17 protein-coding genes are annotated in these 20,594 nt (G+C 35.1%); 11 read left to right on the top strand and 6 right to left on the bottom strand.

What is annotated here, in order from left to right; all coding sequences use genetic code 11:
- Window positions 1-4: 4 nt before the first annotated feature.
- The 3 genes from X929_RS03380 to X929_RS03390 form a co-directional block, all read right to left on the bottom strand.
- Entirely contained in the window at window positions 5-856 is an 852-nt protein-coding gene (locus tag X929_RS03380; protein WP_169924946.1) for a carbohydrate ABC transporter permease, read from the bottom strand.
- Window positions 856-1,770: a carbohydrate ABC transporter permease gene (locus X929_RS03385; RefSeq protein WP_199171504.1), complete on the bottom strand. Its 915-nt coding sequence runs from the start codon at window positions 1,768-1,770 to the stop codon at window positions 856-858. The genes X929_RS03380 and X929_RS03385 overlap by 1 nt, the downstream gene beginning before the upstream one ends.
- A 98-nt stretch (window positions 1,771-1,868) precedes the next feature.
- Entirely contained in the window at window positions 1,869-3,128 is a 1,260-nt protein-coding gene (locus X929_RS03390) for an ABC transporter substrate-binding protein (RefSeq protein WP_103066635.1), read from the bottom strand.
- A gap of 17 nt (window positions 3,129-3,145) precedes the next feature.
- Between X929_RS03390 and X929_RS09645 the strand changes: the two genes are divergently transcribed.
- Window positions 3,146-3,286, top strand: coding sequence for a hypothetical protein (locus X929_RS09645; RefSeq protein ID WP_158245433.1), 141 nt, complete (start codon window positions 3,146-3,148; stop codon window positions 3,284-3,286).
- Window positions 3,287-3,495: 209 nt separating this feature from the next.
- Complete coding sequence (locus X929_RS03395) at window positions 3,496-5,097, top strand: DEAD/DEAH box helicase (protein ID WP_103066636.1); 1,602 nt, start codon at window positions 3,496-3,498, stop codon at window positions 5,095-5,097.
- Window positions 5,098-5,123: 26 nt separating this feature from the next.
- Here X929_RS03395 and X929_RS03400 read toward each other — a convergent pair whose 3' ends face one another.
- The 3 genes from X929_RS03400 to X929_RS03410 are packed head-to-tail and all read right to left on the bottom strand — an operon-like array spanning window position 5,124 to window position 7,588.
- The gene (locus X929_RS03400) at window positions 5,124-6,263 is read right to left on the bottom strand and encodes an NAD(P)-dependent malic enzyme (RefSeq protein WP_103066637.1); all 1,140 of its coding nucleotides are present in this window, start codon (window positions 6,261-6,263) and stop codon (window positions 5,124-5,126) included.
- 19 nt (window positions 6,264-6,282) lie between these two features.
- On the bottom strand, window positions 6,283-6,774 hold the full coding sequence (locus tag X929_RS03405; protein ID WP_103066664.1) for a FumA C-terminus/TtdB family hydratase beta subunit: 492 nt from the start codon (window positions 6,772-6,774) through the stop codon (window positions 6,283-6,285).
- Window positions 6,767-7,588 (bottom strand): fumarate hydratase, encoded by an 822-nt coding sequence (locus X929_RS03410; protein WP_103066638.1) that lies wholly within the window; start codon window positions 7,586-7,588, stop codon window positions 6,767-6,769. Before X929_RS03410 ends, X929_RS03405 begins: the two co-directional genes overlap by 8 nt.
- A gap of 329 nt (window positions 7,589-7,917) precedes the next feature.
- On the opposite strand from X929_RS03410, the gene X929_RS03415 reads away from it, so the two are divergent.
- From X929_RS03415 to X929_RS03455, 9 genes are all read left to right on the top strand, one after another.
- Entirely contained in the window at window positions 7,918-8,943 is a 1,026-nt protein-coding gene (locus X929_RS03415; RefSeq protein WP_103066639.1) for a LacI family DNA-binding transcriptional regulator, read from the top strand.
- A 91-nt stretch (window positions 8,944-9,034) separates the two neighbouring features.
- Window positions 9,035-11,395, top strand: coding sequence for a glycoside hydrolase family 94 protein (locus X929_RS03420; protein ID WP_103066640.1), 2,361 nt, complete (start codon window positions 9,035-9,037; stop codon window positions 11,393-11,395).
- Window positions 11,396-11,678: 283 nt separating this feature from the next.
- Window positions 11,679-14,708 carry a glucoamylase family protein gene (locus tag X929_RS03425; protein WP_103066641.1) on the top strand — a complete coding sequence of 1,010 codons (3,030 nt, stop codon included), beginning with the start codon at window positions 11,679-11,681 and terminating at the stop codon, window positions 14,706-14,708.
- A gap of 147 nt (window positions 14,709-14,855) precedes the next feature.
- A complete protein-coding gene (locus X929_RS03430) occupies window positions 14,856-16,058 on the top strand; it encodes a sugar ABC transporter substrate-binding protein (RefSeq protein ID WP_103066642.1) in 1,203 nt (400 codons plus the stop codon).
- A gap of 82 nt (window positions 16,059-16,140) precedes the next feature.
- Entirely contained in the window at window positions 16,141-17,016 is an 876-nt protein-coding gene (locus X929_RS03435; RefSeq protein WP_103066643.1) for a carbohydrate ABC transporter permease, read from the top strand.
- 26 nt (window positions 17,017-17,042) lie between these two features.
- A complete protein-coding gene (locus X929_RS03440; RefSeq protein ID WP_103066644.1) occupies window positions 17,043-17,876 on the top strand; it encodes a carbohydrate ABC transporter permease in 834 nt (277 codons plus the stop codon).
- A 100-nt stretch (window positions 17,877-17,976) separates the two neighbouring features.
- Window positions 17,977-18,591, top strand: a complete 615-nt coding sequence (gene wrbA, locus X929_RS03445; protein WP_103066645.1) for an NAD(P)H:quinone oxidoreductase — start codon at window positions 17,977-17,979, stop codon at window positions 18,589-18,591.
- Between the two features lie 237 nt (window positions 18,592-18,828).
- Window positions 18,829-19,422, top strand: a complete 594-nt coding sequence (locus X929_RS03450) for a winged helix-turn-helix transcriptional regulator (RefSeq protein WP_245858645.1) — start codon at window positions 18,829-18,831, stop codon at window positions 19,420-19,422.
- 2 nt (window positions 19,423-19,424) lie between these two features.
- Window positions 19,425-20,591, top strand: coding sequence for a DegT/DnrJ/EryC1/StrS family aminotransferase (locus X929_RS03455; protein ID WP_103066647.1), 1,167 nt, complete (start codon window positions 19,425-19,427; stop codon window positions 20,589-20,591).
- Window positions 20,592-20,594: the final 3 nt, after the last annotated feature.

Consider the following 20,594-nt stretch of genomic DNA (forward strand, 5'->3'; position numbering starts at 1 on the left):
CCTCCTATTTTATTCCTGTGGTAGCAACGCTTTTTACAAACTGGTTTTGTAGGAAAATAAATAATATTATAACAGGAATAGTCATCATAGTAGCAAAAGCCATGATATCTCCCCAGTAGATTGGGGCTTGTCCAAAGAACGTTTGCATTGCAACCGTTAAAGGCCTATATGTGTATCCCCTCGTAACCATCAATGGCCACAAAAAAGAACCCCATTGCATAAGAAAATGAAGAATTGCTACACTTGCCAAAACTGGTCTAGAAAGAGGTAAAACGATTTTCCAATAAATTTTAAACCAACCTGCTCCATCTATTAGAGCTGCTTCTTCCAAATCCTTGGGAAAATTTATGAAAAATTGATAGAGAAGAAATATATAAAGTGGATTAGCAATAAATGGAATTATTTGAACTTGGTAACTATCCAGCCACCCCATCTTGTTGGTTATGAGCAATAGAGGAATGGCAATTGCTTCAAAGGGAATGATAATTAAAGCTACAATTATTGAAACTAGCATTTTTCTTCCTTTGAAAGAGAACCTAGCAAGTCCGTACGCCATCATGCTGTTCACAATTAAACCTGCAATTATAGTTGTACCAACGATCAACACAGAATTGAATAAAAATCTTTGAAAAGGCATCCGATCAAAAACATCTTTGAAATTTTCTATACTAATCGTAGTGGGTATAAAACCTTTTATTGAAGACATTTGATTGACTATGTCTATCTCACTTGGATTAAGAGACACGGAGATCATGTACAAAAGTGGGAATAAAAAAAAGATGGCGAGAATTATCATTAAAATATAACTAATAATTCTATTAATAATTATCATTCTTTTTCTACTTCTTTGCCTCATCAAAACACCTCTCTTTCTTCTCTCAGGAGAATTCTTTGAATTAAAGAAACCCCTAAAATAATGAGAAAAAATATCACCGTTAAAGAAGATGCATAACCAACGTTTTGCATCCTAAATCCTTGATTATATATATGTAACATTACTGTATATGTCGAATAATTTGGACCACCGCTTGTCATAATGTATACTTGATCGAATAATTTGAAAGCGAGTATCGTGGTAGAGATAATTACGAATATACTTGTATTTTTTAGTTGGGGAAGAGTGATATATATAAATTGTTTCCATTTGTTTGCTCCATCTATTGTTGCTGCTTCATACAATGATTCGGGAATTTCTTGCAATCCCGCAAGAAATATCAGCATTTGAAAACCTACTCCTTGCCAAATAGATAAAAACATTATTGTCGGGAAAGCGATTCTTTCGGTGCTAAGAAAATCTATAGGCTCCCAGTTCCCAAATGTAATGAAAGAAAGGATGGCGTTTATCGTTCCCTCAGGATGATATAAAAATGTCCATATTACTGCAACAACTACCATCGTTGTTACGGTAGGTAAAAAGTATATCGTCCTAAACGTCGTACTACCTTTTATTTTTTGGTTTACGAGTATCGCTAAAAATAAGGCAAAAATGGTTTGAAGAGGGACAACTATGGCTACGAAATAAAAATTATTTAGTAGGGCTTTTCCAAAGAGGTCATCGCCTAACATTCTAACATAATTGCTAAATCCAACAAATCTAGGTGGAATAGGAGAAATTAAACGAGTATTCGTAAAGGATAAATAAAAAGCAAAAAAGAAAGGAATTATTAAAAATACGAACAGTAAAATACTTGCAGGTAATAAAAAAGGTAAAGCCTGCTTAAGCCCCCTTTGTTTATAACTCATTTTCCTACTTTTCTCTGCTTTATTCAACTTTATTCACCTCTTTATCTACTTCATAATTGAAAAGTTTTCTATCAATTTTAAAAACAGGGTGAGTTTTCTCACCCTGTTCATGGAGCTTGTAACATTTAATATATGGGATAACCCTGGTTAGATTCAATATCCTGATCTATCACCCTAACCGCTCTGTCCAGAATTTCTTGGACATCTACACCTCTGATTAGATTTCCTATCATGTCTTGGAAAGCTAAAGTAATAGCAGGGTAACCAGGAGTAACTGGTCGAGGAAGGGCTATTGTATTTAATTGTTGAACATAAATGTTGAGTGGTCCACCCTCTTTGTACAGCTCAGAAAGTTCAATTGCTGAATATCTAGAGGGGACAGCTCCATTGGCATTGGACATTTTAACAATTTCTTCCGGTTTCAAGAGAAATTCTAAGAATTTCCATGAGGCTTCAGGATTTTTTGAGTTGGTTGTTATTGCCCATGCCCAAGATCCCATACCACTAACATGTTTGAAAAATTTTGGAGCAGGAATTAAAACAAGATCATCTCCCAACGCTCCTTTACCTTGTGGATATTCCCAGTGTCCAGCCCATTCTAATGGGATTTCACCGTTCAAAAATTCTACATTATATCCTGGAGGATTTGAATTGACAAATCCTTGTTCAAACAGAGCCTGTAACCAAGATGCAGCTGCAACGGCTTCAGGACCATTTAATACTCCTTCTGCACTCATGTAGGTTTCTCTGTCTATTAAATCAGCTCCAAATCCTTGGAAAAATGGCGACAATCCGTAGGTGTACCATTCTCCTCTATCGTTTGCTTTAAGGTCTAAGGAATAAGTAACTTCTGGTAATTCTTTCAATCTTCTTAGTACATCCATGAATTCGGTAAATGTCCAGGCATCTTCTACGTTTTTTGGGATTCTTACATTGGCTTTTTCCAGCAAGGCTTTATTACCCCACAAGGCTAAACCTGAGTCAAAGGTTCCCAACGCGTATATTTTTCCATTGTAAGTCCCCTGGGCAATAATAGAGGGTAAGAAATCTTCTTTCAACTCTGAGGGCATGAATTCATCTAGGGGTCTCAAATAACCGGCCCATGCATAATTTGAAACAAATGGTCCGTCCAGATCTAATATATCCGGTAAATCTCCAGCCAAAGCAGCGGCGTTCACTTGATCGTTGTAACTACCTTCGGGCAATTGAACAGCAACAACTTTAACTTCGTTCTGCATGGCATTAAATCGTTTTACTTGATCTTCTATAACCTCTCTCTCTTCGCCTCTTCCTGAGTGGAACCACATAGTAATTTCAACTTGACTAAAAACAGAGATGCCCAAAAAGATCAATAAAACAAACAAAATACTTACTACTTTTTTCATTTTGATGACCTCCTCTTATGAAAATTGTTCTTATAGATCCAGAATTAAAAAACAACAACATTCAGCAAAATTCTACAACAAATAACAAAAACTGTCAACTTTCAACAGTGGTGGTTATGGGTAATTATATACGATTATTTTCAATTAAAGACAAATAACTCTAATTTTCTTAGTATTTTAAAAATAAATTGGAGTAATGCAAACCGATTGCCGATAATAATACCTAAACTCTTCAGCTCGCTGTGAGGATAAAGATATTTAAGGGAATTGTTATTTAAATTCTTAAACAAATACCATTTGTTCACGAAACTTATGGTATAATGTAAAAGGTTATTTTGGCCCAAAAAATAGAAAAAGGAGTAAAAACATGACAAAATTTCAACACATGGGCCTTTCTGATAACATACTCAACGCGATTGATAAAAAAGGGTACGAAGAACCAACTCCTATCCAAGAAAAGGTTATACCCCTTCTTTTATCTGGTAAGAATAATGTAATCGGTCAGGCTCAAACTGGTACAGGAAAAACTGCAGCATTTGGTATACCTCTAATTGAAAGATTAGAAGAGAAAGCAAACGACCTTCAAGCTTTGGTATTAACTCCCACAAGAGAGTTAGCTTTGCAAGTTTGTAATGAGATAGACTCATTGAAAGGAAACAAAAGATTGAACCTTCTTCCCGTGTATGGAGGGGTCTCAATTGGAAATCAAATCAGAACCCTCAAAAGAAAAGTAGATTTAGTGGTAGGTACCCCTGGAAGAATAATAGATCATTTGAATAGAGGTACTTTAGATATTAGTAAAATTAAGTATTTGGTCATTGATGAAGCCGATGAAATGCTAGATATGGGTTTTATAGAAGATGTGGAGACGATACTCTCAAAAACTAATAAAGAAAAGCAAATTTTGATGTTTTCAGCTACAATGCCTCAAAGGATTGTTACCCTTGCTAGAAAGTATATGGGAAATTTTCAAACGGTAACAACAGTTCAAGAAAACAAAGAGGACATAACAGTAAAAAAGGCAAAACAAATTTATTACATGATTTCTGAATCTGATAAAATCGAACTTTTGAGTAGACTAATAGATTTAGACACTAATTTTTACGGTCTTGTATTTACTAAAACAAAAGTCCAATCGGAAGAAATCGCAAACGAATTAGTCAGAAAAGGTTACGAAGCAGAAGCCCTGAATGGAGACGTTTCTCAAAATCAAAGAGAAAGAATAATGGATAAATTTAAGAACAAACGAATAAAAATTTTAATAGCCACAGATGTTGCAGCTAGAGGTATAGATATAGACAATCTTAAATACGTTATCAATTATTCTCTTCCACAAAATCCAGAAAATTATATACATCGTATCGGAAGAACTGCAAGGGCCGGAAATGAGGGTACAGCTATTACTTTTGTTACACCTAGCGAGTATAGAAAATTCATGTTCATTAAGCATTCCTCAAAAGCCTTAATAGAAGAAGCTAAAATACCACAAGCAAAAGATATTGTTAATGCAAAAGTTGAAAAAATAAAAGACGAGATCAAATCTAATCTTTCCAAAGATATAGATCCCATATACGAAATCTTGACGGAAAAAATAATAGAGGAAACTGACCAAGAACCCAGTCAAATAATTTCTTCTATTTTAAAGTATTTTTATGGTGGAATCTTGAAAGAAGAAAATTATAACAAAATAAAGGAAGTTAAAAGTTCTTCAAAAAGCAAGGATCAAAGGTTATTTGTTGCATTAGGTAGTTCAAGTAAAATGACACCAAAAAAGCTTGCTGAATTCATTGAAAGGGAAACTGGTGTAACCATTAAAAAAATAAAAGATATCCAAGTAATGGATAAATTTTCTTTTGTGACAGTTCCTTCAGAAAAAGCTGAAGCAATAATAGAGATATTCAAGCAAAAATCAAATAGAAAAAGACCACTCGTAGTAGAAGCTAAGTCCAAAAGAGAAGTGAGAAAGTAAAGGCAAAAAATGGATTATAGAAACAACTAGTTCGATTCTGAAGCATTTTTAACCGCTTCATATACGTTTAAATGTAATCTTTTATCATAAGCTTCGGGTAAGATCCTGGTAGGCGTGGGAATACACGAATTTGAAATTGCAAGTATTGCAGAATGGAGCATTTTTTTAGTTATTTTAGATTTTTTTTCTATCGCTCCCTTCATTATTCCTGGAAAGGCTATGAGATTGTTGATTTGGTTAGGATAATCTGATCTTCCAGTTGCCACTATACTTGCCCCGAAGCTTTTTGCTAATATTGGATCTATTTCTGGCAAAGGGTTGGCAAGTGCAAATATTATAGGATTTTTATTCATCTTTTTTACCATTTCTTCGTTCAAAATATTGCCCTTGGATACCCCTATGAACACATCTGCACCAAAAAGAGCATCTGTGAGATTCCCTATTATATTTTCTGGATTTGTTATCTGCGCTAATTCTTTGTGATATTCATGTAAGCAACTTTCTGGAACATTTTTATTCAATACTCCATTCTTGTCAACTAAAATAAGATTTATAACGCCAAAATCTATCAAAAACTTGGCTATATTGTACCCCGCTGCCCCTATACCGTTAATAACAACTTTAATATTTTTTGCTTCTTTGCCCGTTAATTTCAATGCATTCAACAATCCTGCCGTAACTACTACAGCAGTTCCCTGCTGATCATCATGAAAAACTGGAATATTCATTGTTTTATTCAATTCTTCTAATATTCGAAAACATCTAGGAGCGGAGATATCTTCTAAGTTTATACCTCCAAAAGAAGGTTCTAAGTTTTTCACAATTGAAACAATTTCTTCTGGATCTTGTGTATTCAGGCAAATTGGAAAGGCATCAAGCTGACCAAAAAGATTAAACAACAAGGCTTTACCTTCCATAACGGGAAGCGCTCCATATGGTCCTATGTTACCAAGACCCAATACGGCACTCCCGTCTGAAACGATACCAACGGTGTTCCAACGTCTTGTGTATAAAAATGTATTTTCTGGATCTTTAGAGCATTCTTCTGCAACATCTGCTACCCCAGGAGTGTATAGTAGGGATAACGATTCTTCGTTCAAATTGTCGACGTTCGAAATTGTCCTAATTTTTCCTTTGAGTATTTTGTGTAATTCTTTCGCGTCCAAGATTAACACTCCTTAAAAGTTAGAATATCTGATTGCCGTTTGTATCTATTGCCACCATTAAAGGAAAATCTTTCACGCTTATGTTATAAATAGCTTCTGGCCCTAATTCTGGGAAGGCTAGAACCTTTATATCCTTCACACATTTAGAAAGATATGCAGCTGCACCACTTGGAGTTATAAAATAAACTCGCTTGTATTTCACACAGAGCTTTACTGCTAAATCACTTCTTTTCCCTTTTCCAACCGTTGCTAACACCCCTAATTTAAAGATCATTTCAAGATATTTATCCATTCTTTCACTCGTTGTTGGGCCTATAACGCCTATCTTAGAATTCTTTGGAGGATTAGCAGGACCAGCATAAAAAACAATTTTTTCATTTAAATCTACTGGAAGCTTTGAATTTTCTGATACTAATTCCAAAAGTCTTTGGTGGCCAGCATCCCTCATAACTATCAATTCACCTGTGTATTGTAAGAGTTCTCTGACCTTTAATTTTTTTATTTCATCCATCTTCAAATTTTACCACACCTTTTCTACAAAGGTAACAATCTAAGGAAACCCCAACCGGAAGTGTTGCAACATGGGTGGGAGCATATTCTACATGTACCGAAAAAATCGAAGCCCCCTCTTTTAATCCTTGAAAACCTATTTTTAAAGTATTTAAATCTTTCAATAGCTCTTCCTCAAAATCTGCGTATACAGGGTTTTGATTTCTTTCTTTGAAACTTTTAGTTAAAGCCAATTTGGATAAAACCATCGCTTTATCAGAAGTTCCACCTATTCCTATTCCAACATGTAAAGGCGGACAACCTTTTGCCCCGTTTTCTTTCACATGCCCGATTATTAGATCTTTTAACTCTTGGACATTGATTGATGGTTTTAACATGAACAAGGCTGAAAGGTTCTCGCTTCCCCCACCTTTTACTAAAAATTTGATCTCTAAACTCTTCCCAGAAATTTGAAATATGTGTACAACAGCAGGAATGTTGTTCTTAGTGTTTTTTCTTTCAAAAAGGGGGTCACTGACAAGTGAAAATCGGAATGGATTTTCTGTGTATACCTTTTCAACCACCTCATTTAAAGTTGAAAATATCGGTTCTTCAAGTCTAACTTCGTTTCCTAAAAAAACAAAGAATTCAACAATACCCGTATCTTGACAGAGGGGTAATTTTTCAGCTTCTGCAATTTTATAATTTTCTTTAAGTGCTTGGGAAAATGGGCCAACGTATCCGTCTATGTAAGCTTTTACTTCTGGGTTTATCGTTTCATTGATCTTTAATAAATGATTTGACAATTTTTCTAGTATTTCACGCTTATGTATCATCTCAAACTCCTTTTTTACACCTGCCTAATGCTTTCAGCAATGCTAAAACTTACTTTAGTACCTCTTTGTCTCTCGACCAAACCATTCGTTTTTAAAATTTTTAATTTCGGATCTTTTATCTTATCGTCTAATTTTCCACCTTTTTAAAATTTTAGCATAAAAAAATGAAAAATTAAGAATTTTTAAGTTTTTAAGTCCTAATCGGCTCTAATCGACTTTAATTGTCTATAATTAGCTTTAATCGGATTTTTATTTTGAGAATTTAAGAGGTATAATATGAATAGTTAAGCGGTTAAGTACTCTTATAATAAAATATTGGAGGATATACAATGCCACCAAAGAAGAATAAAAATTCTCGAATAACTATTGAAGATATTGCACAGATTGCACAAGTTTCTAAAGCTACCGTGTCATACGTGATCAACGATAAACCTGGTGTAAGTGAACCAGTTAGAAATAAAATAAAAAGTATAATTGAAGAAACTAATTATTTTCCTAATTCCGCAGCAAGAGGTTTAGCTGGTGAAAAAACACATTTTGTAGGTTTAGTTATCCCGGATATTTCTGATATGTTTTATGCCAATATAATTAGAGGAGTAGAAAAAACTTTAAATAAAAAAGATTATCTTCTCACTTTATTTACCACACACGCACGACCAGAAAGAGAGCAACAAGTAGTTCGACTGTTGAATAAAAGTATAGTTGACGGGTTAATTATAATGGCCTATTTTATTACTGATAATTTCATAGAATCATTGAAAGAAAGAGAGATTCCTTTTGTCTTTATCGACTATCCACCAAAAGATGAAGAAATTTATTCCGTAATGGTTGACAACGAAAATGGAGCGTATGAGGCGACAGAATATTTGATAAAACTTGGACATAAAAGAATAGCGTTTTTAGCAGGTCCAGAAGTTGCCTGGGATTCAAAGGCACGATTCAAGGGGTATTTAAAGGCATTAAAAACTTATGGAATCCAATTCAGCCCAGAATTAGTTGAAAACGGTAATTTCACAAAAGAAGAAGGATATGCCGCTACAAAAAGATTGTTAGAAAAAAGAGAAAAATTCACTGCTATTTTTTCTTCAAACGATCAAATGGCCATAGGAGCAATAAGGGCTTTAAAAGAAAGTGGTTACAAAATTCCCATAGATATCTCCATTGTGGGGTTTGATAATATCGAGGCCAGTTCTATAATAGAACCGCCTTTAACAACAGTTTCACAGCCCATATATGAAATGGGTAAAAAAGCTGTAGATATTATTACAGCTTTAATCAATGAAGAAAAAATTGAAGAAAAAAGATATATGTTAAAAACAAAATTAATCGAAAGACATTCTTGCATAAGAATTTAAATTTTTATAGATAACTTAACCGATTAAGTAACTATAAATAAAGTTTTTAATAGCCTTTATAACAGTAATTTTAAAAATCAGGAGGGAAGATATGTTCGAGACAAAATACGGATATTTCACAGAAGATGGAAAAGAATTTATTATAACCACACCTAAAACTCCCAAACCTTGGATAAATGTTATTTCTAATAGAGATTATGGAATGATTATATCTCAGAGTGGCTCTGGTTATAGCTGGAGAACGCATGCAAGTTTAAATAGAATTACACGGTGGGAACAAGATCTAATAAAGGATGAATGGGGTAAATATATATACATAAAAGATGATACAAGCGGGGATTTTTGGTCTCCAAGCTGGAAACCCAGTTGTAAAGAACCTCAAGAGTATAAATTAAGACATGGTCAAGGTTATTCCATATTTGAAACCAAATACTTCGATATAAAAACGAATTTAACTATGTTTGTATCTAAAGATGACCCAGTTGAAATATGGAAGTTAACTATAAAAAATACTTCCGAAAAAGAACGTAGACTATCTGTTTACACCTATTTAGAATGGAATTTGGGAGCCGCTCCTGACTGGCACAGAGAGTTTCACAAAACTTTTATAGAAACAGATTTTTTAAACGGTTTAAACTGTATGACGGCTGAAAAAAGAATGTGGGAGATACCAAATGAAAAAGGTCAAAATTGGAACAGAAACTGGGAATATACAGCTTTTCATTCAGTTAGTGAGACAGTGGCAGGATTTGAAGGGTCAAAGGAAAGATTTTTAGGACCGTACGGAAGTGTTTCTAATCCAAAAGCCATTATTACTGGAGAAATATCAAACACCTATGGAAAGTGGGAAGATCCTATTGCCAGCTTAAAAAATCAAATAATTTTAAAACCAGGAGAAGAAAAAACGTTGATTTATCTTCTTGGAGCTGTTTCTCAAAAAAATACCAACGAAAGTGTGAATTTCCTTGTTAAAAAATATCAGACAGTAGAAAGCGTTGAAGAAGAATTTGAAAAAGTAAAGGGTATGTGGGATAAAATGCTTTCGAAATTTACTGTTGAAACTCCAGATAAAGCCCTAGATTTTATGCTAAACAACTGGTTGAAATATCAAGCTATTTCTGGAAGATTGTGGGGAAGGTCGGCTTATTATCAAACTGGTGGTGCATATGGTTTTAGAGACCAGCTTCAAGATAGTCAGATATTTTTGTACATCGATCCTGAACAGACCAAAAATCAAATAAGACTTCATGCAGCCCACCAGTTCAAAGATGGGAGTGTTTACCATTGGTGGCATCCGCTTTCCGAACTTGGCTACAAAAATAATATATCGGATAACAGATTATGGTTGCCTTTTGTTGTTCTAAGGCTTTTAAGAGAAACCAATGATTTAGAATTCTTGAAAGAAAACATAAAGTTCCTGGATGGTGGGGAATCTTCTTTATACGACCATTGTATTAGAGCGATTCACTACAATTTAAATCATATGAGCCCAAGAGGACTTCCTTTAATAGGTGACGGAGACTGGAATGATGGCATGAACGCTGTTGGCACTCAAGGAAAAGGGGAAAGTGTTTGGCTTGGACATTTCTTGTACGGTATTTTAAAAGATTTCTCTGTTGTTTGTGAAAAGATAGGAGATTTAGAAAATATGCAAAGGTTTTTGGATGAAGCTGAAAAGCTTAAAGAAAATATAAACAAATACGCCTGGGATGGAGAATGGTACGTAAGGGCATTCAAAGACAATGGAGAACCGATTGGGAGTAAACAAAACAGTGAAGGTAAGATATTTTTAAACGCACAAACTTGGGCAATAATCAACGGCACCGCAACACAAACACGAATTGAAGCAGCTTATCAATCAGCAAAAAAGTACCTTTTTAAAGATTATGGGCCACTTCTTTTTCAACCAGCATTTGCGAACCCCGATTCAGAAATTGGATACTTAAGCAGATACGCTCCAGGAGTTAGAGAAAATGGTGGATTATACACTCATGCAGGCACTTGGGCGATATTGGCAGCCTCAAAGATGAAAGATCCTGAAACATACAAAATCTACAAAAGCTTTATGCCTATTTATAGGGGTTTGGAACCTGATAAATACTTAGCTGAACCATATGTTACCCCTGGTAACGTTGATGGGCCAGATTCTCCTTATTTTGGACGAGGAGGGTGGACTTGGTATACAGGATCGGCAGCTTGGTATTTCATAGTTGGAGTTGAGGGAATTTTTGGGCTAAAACCCGAATGGGAAGGATTAAGAATAGAACCCTTGTTCCCAGAAGATTGGAAAGAAGTAAAAGTAAGGAGAATATTCAGGGGAAAACAGTTAAACATAACTTACAAAAAAAGTAATGAGAAAAAGATTGTAGTTAATGGTGTAGAAATCAATGGAAATATTATTAATCCGGAATTATTTGAAGAAAGTGTTTTGAACGTTGAAGTACTTTTTTAGAAAATATCTATCACAAACAATATCAAATTTCTAGACACTTTAGAAATAAAAAGATTTTCAAAAATAAGATTTCGATTTTAAAAGGGTTACAGGGCGAAGCCCTCCCTCACCCTGCTGGGTAAAGGGACCGCAGGTCCCTTCCTTAGATGGGGGGCTACGGTGCGAAGGGGAGCTAAGAATGATGGAAGTATTTTAAAAATTTTTAGATTCTAGAAGTATGGTTTAAAGTAGGGTTCAGAGTTTCCAAAGACAATATAAAATTCTAGAAAAGGAGGAATTTACGATGAGTAAAAAACGATATTTTTTGGTATTAGCAGTTCTAATATTGTTTTTATCAGCTTTCTCTCAAGTGGTAATCCATGATTTCGATTCTACTGTTGGTTTGAACAATGATAACACTGGAGCAACCTTTGAACTGAGTGGTAGATATGTATACAACGGTAAATTTTCTACGATTGTCGTACCTTCAGGCTCATCTGAAGAGACGAAGTTAGCTTTCGAATTATCAGGAGAAAGATTGAGTAAATGGTTTGGTAATGATACATTGCAGCTAGCGCTTTACACAAATCCAAATAGTTCTTTAAAACCTAACAATTTTTTTCTTGGTATGGCTGATGTTACTGAAGGCTGGGAATGGGTTGATGGAATATTCTCTGAAACAACACCAAAAGATGGTTTGAATCTAATAGAGTATAAATTATCCCAAAAGATGCAAGATATTTCGCTCGAGAACAAATATATGCTTTACTTTTCCTTCATGCATTCTGAAGGATCGGCAAAAATTCCTTTAAAAGATCCCTTTTACGTTGACAACTTAGTTGCTTTAAACTCTCAAGAGCCTCTAACAGAAAAAGTGTATATTTGGAATATGGACACGGTTGAGGAGATAAATACTTTTGGTAACGATAACACGGGAGCTGTTTTTGAATTAGCTACAGACCGTGCTGCTGAAGGGTTATACTCCATGAGGGTTATTCCCAACGGTGAAGCAATAGAAACAAAGATAGCAATTGAACTTTCTGGCGAAAAAATTATTTCTTGGTCAGATACCGACAAAGTAACAATGAACGTATATATACCAAAGGACAATAAAATAAAACCAACGATGTATTTCTTAGGTATGGCAGATTTAACAACTGAATGGCAATGGGTTGGAGGGGTATTCTCTCAAACAAGTATAAATGATGGATGGAACAAGGTAGAATTTGAGATAGCCGGAGATATGAGCAAATTAAAAGAAGGAAATAAGTACATGATTTACTTGGCTTTTGCTGGTTTCAATCAAAACAATGAAAAAGTACCTTTAACGGAACCATTCTATGTAGATGGAATCTTTGTAGAAAAATCATCAGATTCTAAACCCACAGTGGAAGATCTTTTATCCGCCGTCCCTTCAAAGCTTAAAGAAGAAGTAGAAAACCTTTTAGAACTTGACGATGAAAGCTTATTAGATGAAATACAAAAAAGAACCTTCATGTACCTTTGGAAAGAAGTAAACCCTGAAAATGGTTTGGTAAAAGATAGAAGTACGCCAGATTCAGCTTCAAGTATAGCCGCTGTTGGGATGGCGCTTTCAGCTATTCCAGTAGGTATTGAACGAGGATGGATAACTTATGATCAAGGTTACGAAAGAACGTTAACAACGTTAAAAACCTTTGTAGAAGGCAAAGTTGAAGGAATCAATGGTTTTTACTACCATTTTGTGAACATGAATACTGGCAAGAGAGAGTGGAACAGCGAGGTATCTTCTATCGATACCGCAATACTCGTTGCCGGCGCATTGACAGCAGGAGCCTATTTTGAAAATACGGAAGTAGATGAACTAGCAAATAAATTATATGAAAACGTAAATTGGCAATGGATGCTTGCCGGTGGGGACACTTTGTCCATGGGTTGGAAACCAGAGGCAGGTTTCTTAGGCGCTAGATGGGATTCTTTCAACGAAGGATTACTCGCCTATGTGTTAGCTATTGGCTCACCAACCTATCCAGTTCCTGCGGATTCATGGGACAAAATTTTTAGACCCGTAAAAAACGATACATATATTTATCTACCTCAAGAAACACTGTTCGTATACCAATACCCTAATATTTGGATAGATTTTAGAGACAAAGAAGACAAATACGCTAATTATTTCAACAACGCAGTAGCCGCAACAAGATACAACTGGTTATATGCTGTACAGAATCGTTTTAAATACGAAACTTACGCCATGGACATCTGGGGTTTAAGTGCTTCTGATGGACCTACAGGATACAAAGCTTACGGAGCTGTTGATGGGAACAACGATGGAACGGTTGCACCCTATGCATCTATATCATCTATACCATTCACTCCTGATATATCAATGAACGCTATCAGAGGAATGTTGAGTAAATATGGACCGTTAGTATGGGGCGAGTATGGATTTTATAGTGCATTCAACGTAGATGAAGTATGGTTCTCTGATCAATATATAGGGATTGATCAAGGAGATATTATTTTAATGATCGAAAATTATAGGACCGGTTTAATTTGGGAACTTTTCATGAAGAATGAAAATGTTCAAAAGGCTTTAGATGAAATAGGATTCGTTGAAAAAGTATCTGATTATTCAGTTACTCCTTGGTATGTTGAAGAATACAAACGATTGTTAACTAGTTCCGAAGAAAAGTTAGCGGAAGCACCAAAAATTTCAAATAATATAAACATCGACGGGAATTTAGAAGAATGGAAAAACATTCCAAAATATGACGTAACAGAAGATATGAACGTACCAGGCGGTGGAATAAAACCTGTAGATAAAAGGTCTCAGGTTCTACATAGTTACTTTCAAGTTGCATGGGATGATCAAAACTTGTATTTAGCAGCAGACGTATACGATGAAGTTGTCGTTATTAACATAGCCCCCAACGATGTCGGTGGTTATTACAGGACTGATTCAATTGAATTTTATATAAACCCAGCAGTTGCTGGCTCAGATGCGGGAATTTTCAAATTAGCTATTCTTCCATTTGATACAGAAGGAAACGTCCAGGCTGTACGACACGAAGACGCAAAACCAGGTCCAATATCCACAACGGCACCTAAAATGAAGGTAGCTTCTAAAAAAACAGATTATGGATATGTTGTGGAAGTCATGATCCCATTTGAATATTTAGGTATAACGAATCCACAACCTGGTTTAAAACTTGGATTTAGCCACACAATCCATAATTCTAACAAAGGAGATGCGGCTATAGGAGAATATGTGAGAGAGAATATAATTTCTTGGAATCCTCTGCCAGATATTTGGGCAAATCCACAAAATTGGGGAACTTTAGAATTAAAATAAGATTCTTTTCTGAATCAGAATATTAAAAATAAAAAGATTATCAAAAATAAAATTTCGATTTTAAAAGGTTTGCAGGGGGGTAGGGATTTAATAGAAGTTTTAAACTTCTAAATACTGTAAAAAATTGTTATTAGGAGGTGTAGGAACATGAGAAAGACTTTGGTCGTTTTGAGTGTTGTGATGTTGTTGGTTTCATTCAATTTCGGAGCAACAAAGATCACAGTATGGGCTATGGGTGAAGAGGCAAAAAGTTTGGATCAATTAGCTGAGCTTTTCATGGAAGAATACCCTGAATATGAGGTCGATATTCAAGCCATACCCTGGGCAAATGCCTACGATAAAATTTTAACAGGAATCGCTGGCAGACAAGTCCCGGATATTGCACAGATGGGAACAACTTGGATGGCTCCGTTTGGAAGCATGGGAGCGTTTGAAGATTTAGCTCCGTACATAGAAAACTCTGAAGTGGTAAAGCCAGAGAATTTCTTCCAAGGTGCTTGGGAAACAGGAATAGTTGATGGGAAGCAGTTTGGTATTCCTTGGTATGTGGATACTAGAGCTATGTATTACAGAACAGATTTATTAGCGCAAGTAGGTTACGATCATGCTCCTCAAAATTGGGATGAGTTATACGATGCTGTAAAGAAGTTAGTTGAAAATGGTAGTAGATATGGCATTACACTTTACCAACCTCAGGATAATTATCAAGTACTGTTACCATTTGTTTGGCAAAATGGTGGAGATATTTTAGACAGCGCTGGAAATGTGATAGTAGACCAACCAGAATTCGTCGAAGCTTTTGGGTATTACACAAGATTCTTCACTGAAGGATTGACTCCAATTGCTGGTGGAGGGAACCTATTCCAAGATTTTGCCTCTGGAGATACACCAATCTTTTTTTCCGGTCCATGGATGGTTAGTATGATAAGGGCACAAATACCTCAAATAGATGGTAATTGGGATGTTGCATTAATGCCCGAGAATAAAAGCAGAACATCCTTTATGGGTGGCAGTGATTTAGTAATTTTCAGAGATTCCAAAAACAAGGAAGCTGCTTGGAAGTTCATAGAGTTCTTGTCGAGACCGGATATCCAAGTAAAGTGGTACCAAATTGTGAATGCACTACCTTCAGTCCCCAAAGCATGGGAAGATCCTTTATTGCAATCAGATCCGATGATAGCGACGTTTGGTGAACAGTTGAATGATGCAAAAGCTCCTATAAATATACCCGAATTTCAAGAGATCTCAGTTTCGATTGATAGCAGAGTTCAAGAAGCGATTTATGGCAGAAAAACGCCAGAACAAGCAGCTAAAGATTTGAAAAAAGATATTGAAAAGATATTGAAATAATTTGTTTTATGCCCCTCTTGTTACAAAAAAGAGGGGCTTTTGATCAAATTTTTTTGATTTTGATTATTAAGGAGCGATAGAATTGAAGACCCCATTAAGAGCGATTATTGGTTTCATAGGACCTTCAATAATATTATTGTTGATCTTCATGTTAATACCTATAGTAGTTTCTTTAGTCATAAGCTTCACCGATTTCGATGTTTATGCTATATATGATTGGGGAAGAGCTAGTTTTATTGGTTTTGAAAATTACGTAAACTTAATGCAAGACCCCCTTTTTTGGAGGGCTTTACTAAATACACTATATGCATTAGTTGTTGCGATGCCCTTAACAGTAGTATTAGCTTTAAGCTTTGCTACCCTAATAAATAGGGAGGCTACATATTTTAAGAATTTTTTTAAAGTAAGTTTTTACCTCCCCTCTATTACAAACACAGTTGCAATTGCTATCGTGTGGGCATGGATGCTCAATCCTGATTATGGATTAATAAATTGGTTCTTGGGTTTATTTGGTATACAAGGACCTAATTGGTTAGGTGATCCCATATGGGCAATGCCATCGGTAATAATGCTTGTAGTTTGGAAAGCGGTAGGTTACAACATTATTCTCTTCACGGCTGGTTTACAAAATATACCCGACTATCTATATGAAGCTGCCGAGTTGGATGGAGCTTCAAGGTTTCAACAATTTTTACATGTTACTATCCCATCGTTGAGACCAACGATATTTTTTGTTACAGTTATGACTGTAATAGGTTATTTGCAATTATTTGAAGAACCCTACATGTTAACGGCAGGCGGGCCTTTGAATTCTACTTTATCTATAGTTCTGTATCTGTATCGACAAGGGTTCAGGTTCTTCAAATTAGGGTATGCCTCTTCGATCGCTTTTATGCTATTTTTAATGATATTTGCTTTAACATACATGCAAATGAGTGCAAGAAGATCAGAAGTATAAGAGAGTATTGGTAAGGAGTGATAAATGTGAGATCCAGAAAAGTTTCTCCTATAGAACAAGTGGCGGTACATGGATTATTAATTATCTGGCTGTTAATTTCTGTTATACCTTTTGTATGGATGGTTTCAACTTCTTTTAAGGGACCTGGAGAAATTTTTATATTTCCTCCCAGATGGATCCCTAGAAATCCTACTTTTAATAATTATATAGATTTATTTCAAGAAATGAACTTTGGAAGACCTTTTTTGAATTCTGTTCTTGTTTCTCTTTCTACCACATTTTTATCCGTTTTAATAGCTACTATGGCAGGTTATGGGTTCGCCAAATTCCATTTTAAAAATAAAAACCTTTTGTTTTTGTTTATCTTAGGAACGATAATGGTGCCTGGCCAAATAACTATGATTCCAGTGTTCTTATTACTGTCACGATTGAATCTATTGAACACCTATTGGGGTTTAATATTACCTGCTATAGCGAATGCCTTCAACATATTTTTCATGAGACAGTATATTATGGGTGTCCCTGACGAACTGATAGAAGCAGCTAAAATAGATGGAGCACATGAAGGGTGGATATTTTTTAGAATAATATTGCCTTTGGCCAGACCTGCTATGGCTGCAATAACAATTTTCACATTTACAGGTTCTTGGAACAATTTTTTATGGCCGTTGATTATAGCGACCGATGAAAGCATGTACACACTTCCTGTTGCCGTATCTGTTTTAGGAGGACAATATACTGAAAACATAGCGATGCAAATGGCTGGTTCGGTTATCGTAATTTTACCTCTTATAATAGTATTTTTATTCACTCAACGATATTTCATAAAAGGAATCACATTTACTGGAATGAAAGGTTAAAATAAAATGGCCGTATTTATAATATAATTCAAAAAATATTAATAAAATACAGGTATAATAAAAGTGGATTAAATTTATCGTAATTAAAGGAGGACTTTAGATGGCAAAAGTCAACATAATATTCTACAGTATGTACGGTCATACCTATCAAATGGCTAAAGCCGAAGCGGAAGGTGCAAAAGAAGTAAAAGGAACGGATGTTAAGATCTACAGAGTGCCTGAAACTGTTCCAGAAGATATTCTAATCCAATCCGGGGCTAAAAAGGCACAAGAACAATTTTTACATATTCCCATAGCAACTTTGGATTCTTTAGTTGAAGCTGATGCGATAATTTTTGGTACTCCCACTAGATTTGGCATGATGGCTGCTCAAATGAGGCAATTTCTTGATACAACAGGTCCACTTTGGGCAAAGGGAAGTTTGGTTGGGAAAATCGGTAGTGTCTTTACTTCTACTAGTACTCAACATGGAGGTCAAGAATCCACTATATTAAACTTTCACACAACGTTATTGCACCATGGAATGATTATTGTTGGAATTCCTTTCACTGAGCCAGGTCTGAGCGATGCTTCAAATATTCATGGTGGTTCACCGTATGGCGCCTCGGCAATTATTATACAGGGCGATGAAAATAGACCAAATGAAATAGAACTTAATATTGCCAAAAGTCAAGGAAGAAGAGTAGCTGAAATAGCAAAGAAGCTTTTTGATTGATATTTCGAAGTATAAACTCAGGAAGTACAATATAGACTTTAAAAAATTTTTGAAGACGCATGATCTGTGCGTCTTTATTTTTTGAATTTAAAAATTCAATTGACTTTTAAAAAAATAACTGTTATAATTAATTATAATTATTCACTTAGTGTATGAATGAAATGCTTAGAGGTGATTTTCCTAATGCTCAATATTCAAAAATACACATTTTTTAACCCCTCTCCAAACTTCCGAGAAATGACGATTTTAAAGTTAATTTCTCAAGAAAACGATATTTCTCAAGAAACGATGGCGAAAAAAGTAGGGGTTGTCCCATCGATGATAAACAAGTATTTAAAGGATTTTGAAGAGAATGGAAATATTATAAAAAGCGGTGAAAACAAACGTAATATGAGTTATGAGCTCACAGAGGCAGGAAAAAAGAGGTTGCAATTTTTAACCCTCAGTTTCGTCGACGAGGTTTCTGAGCTGTACACAGAAACCAAAGACTCCTTCAAAAAAGTTTTTCAAACTCTTAAAAAAGATAATTTAAAGGACATTCTTTTGTATGGTGCGGGAGTTGTTGGGGGAATTGTATTGAAGGTTTTGAAGGATGAAAATATTAATATAATTGGATTTTTGGACGATTCCTCTTTAAAACAGGGGGATAGACTTCAAGGAATAGATATTTACCCTCCGGAAAAAGCCAAAGAGTTAATCTACGATGCCCTCATAATAGCTTCGTTTAGAAAATCAGAAAAAATATTGGAAAAGGCAACCGAAAAAAATTTGGAAAAATTGTATATTTTTAAGATAGATGATGAAGGTAATATTTCTCTGGAGGGCAGATGAAAATGAAAGATAAGATGGAGGTTCCTCTTTTTGATTTAACAAGACAATACGAAAAATTGAGGAAGGATGTTTTAAAAAAGTTGGATGCTGTCTTCACATCTGGAAATGTGATTATGGGAAGTAATGTAAAAGCCTTAGAAACGGAAATCGCAAAGTATATAAATGTAAAGTACGCAATCGGTGTTGCTAACGGTTCTGATGCCTTAAGGATATCGGTTCAAGCTATGGATATAAAAGCAGGAGATTACGTTATCACCACACCGTATACTTTTTTTGCGACCGCAAGTGCCATTGTACTGAATGGAGCCACTCCTATATTTGTGGATGTAGAAGATAAATACTACAACCTTGATTTGGATAAAGTCGAAGATTTACTTGAGAATCATCCAAAAAAAGAAAAAATTAAAGCTATCATTCCTGTACATCTTTTTGGAAAGACCGTTGATTTAGAAAGATTGGAAAAAATAAGAGAGAATTACAACGTAAAAATTATAGAAGATGCCGCCCAGTCTATTGGGTCTGTATGGAATTATAAGAATGGTGAAAGAAAATTTAGCGGCAGTATCGGAGATTTGGGCATTTTTTCTTTCTTCCCAACAAAAAATTTAGGTGGTTATGGTGACGGTGGAATGATTGTTACAAACGATGTGGTTTTAGCAGATAGGGTCAGAAAATTAAGAGTTCATGGTGCTGCAAAAAAATATTATCACGATGAAGTTGGTTACAATTCAAGATTAGACGAAGTTCAAGCTGCAATATTGAGAATAAAATTAAATAATTTAGATGACTACATTGATAAAAGAATAAAAAAGGCAAAAAATTATGAAGAATTATTCAAATTACATAACCTCAACGAAGATTTAAGCCATCCTGCCTATTTTAACGATAGAACTCATGTTTATCACCAATACGTTGTCACTTTGAATAACCCCAAAGATAGGGATAAATTGAAAAAATTCTTAGAAAGTAAAGGGGTTGGAACATCGATATACTATCCTCTTGGCTTACACCTTCAAAAGTGCTTTGAGAACCTGGGTTATAAAGAAGGGGATTTTCCTGTAGCTGAAAAGGCATCGAAATCCACGATAGCCTTACCAATGTTTCCAGAACTCACCAAAAAAGAGCAGGAATATGTAGTTAAATCTATTAAGGAGTTTTTTTCAAAATAGTTT

The organism is Petrotoga olearia DSM 13574, assembly GCF_002895525.1.
Lineage (GTDB): Bacteria > Thermotogota > Thermotogae > Petrotogales > Petrotogaceae > Petrotoga > Petrotoga olearia.

Bases quoted from the DNA above. Each gene is read 5' to 3' on its own strand.
- X929_RS03380 (WP_169924946.1), bottom strand. From the start codon at position 856: ATGAGGCAAAGAAGTAGAAAAAGAATGATAATTATTAATAGAATTATT.
- X929_RS03455 (WP_103066647.1), top strand. From the start codon at position 19,425: ATGAAAGATAAGATGGAGGTTCCTCTTTTTGATTTAACAAGACAATAC.
- X929_RS03415 (WP_103066639.1), top strand. From the start codon at position 7,918: ATGCCACCAAAGAAGAATAAAAATTCTCGAATAACTATTGAAGATATT.
- X929_RS09645 (WP_158245433.1), top strand. From the start codon at position 3,146: ATGAAAATTGTTCTTATAGATCCAGAATTAAAAAACAACAACATTCAG.
- X929_RS03395 (WP_103066636.1), top strand. From the start codon at position 3,496: ATGACAAAATTTCAACACATGGGCCTTTCTGATAACATACTCAACGCG.
- X929_RS03420 (WP_103066640.1), top strand. From the start codon at position 9,035: ATGTTCGAGACAAAATACGGATATTTCACAGAAGATGGAAAAGAATTT.
- X929_RS03405 (WP_103066664.1), bottom strand. From the start codon at position 6,774: ATGGATGAAATAAAAAAATTAAAGGTCAGAGAACTCTTACAATACACA.
- X929_RS03410 (WP_103066638.1), bottom strand. From the start codon at position 7,588: ATGATACATAAGCGTGAAATACTAGAAAAATTGTCAAATCATTTATTA.
- X929_RS03425 (WP_103066641.1), top strand. From the start codon at position 11,679: ATGAGTAAAAAACGATATTTTTTGGTATTAGCAGTTCTAATATTGTTT.
- X929_RS03450 (WP_245858645.1), top strand. From the start codon at position 18,829: ATGACGATTTTAAAGTTAATTTCTCAAGAAAACGATATTTCTCAAGAA.
- wrbA (WP_103066645.1), top strand. From the start codon at position 17,977: ATGGCAAAAGTCAACATAATATTCTACAGTATGTACGGTCATACCTAT.
- X929_RS03430 (WP_103066642.1), top strand. From the start codon at position 14,856: ATGAGAAAGACTTTGGTCGTTTTGAGTGTTGTGATGTTGTTGGTTTCA.
- X929_RS03390 (WP_103066635.1), bottom strand. From the start codon at position 3,128: ATGAAAAAAGTAGTAAGTATTTTGTTTGTTTTATTGATCTTTTTGGGC.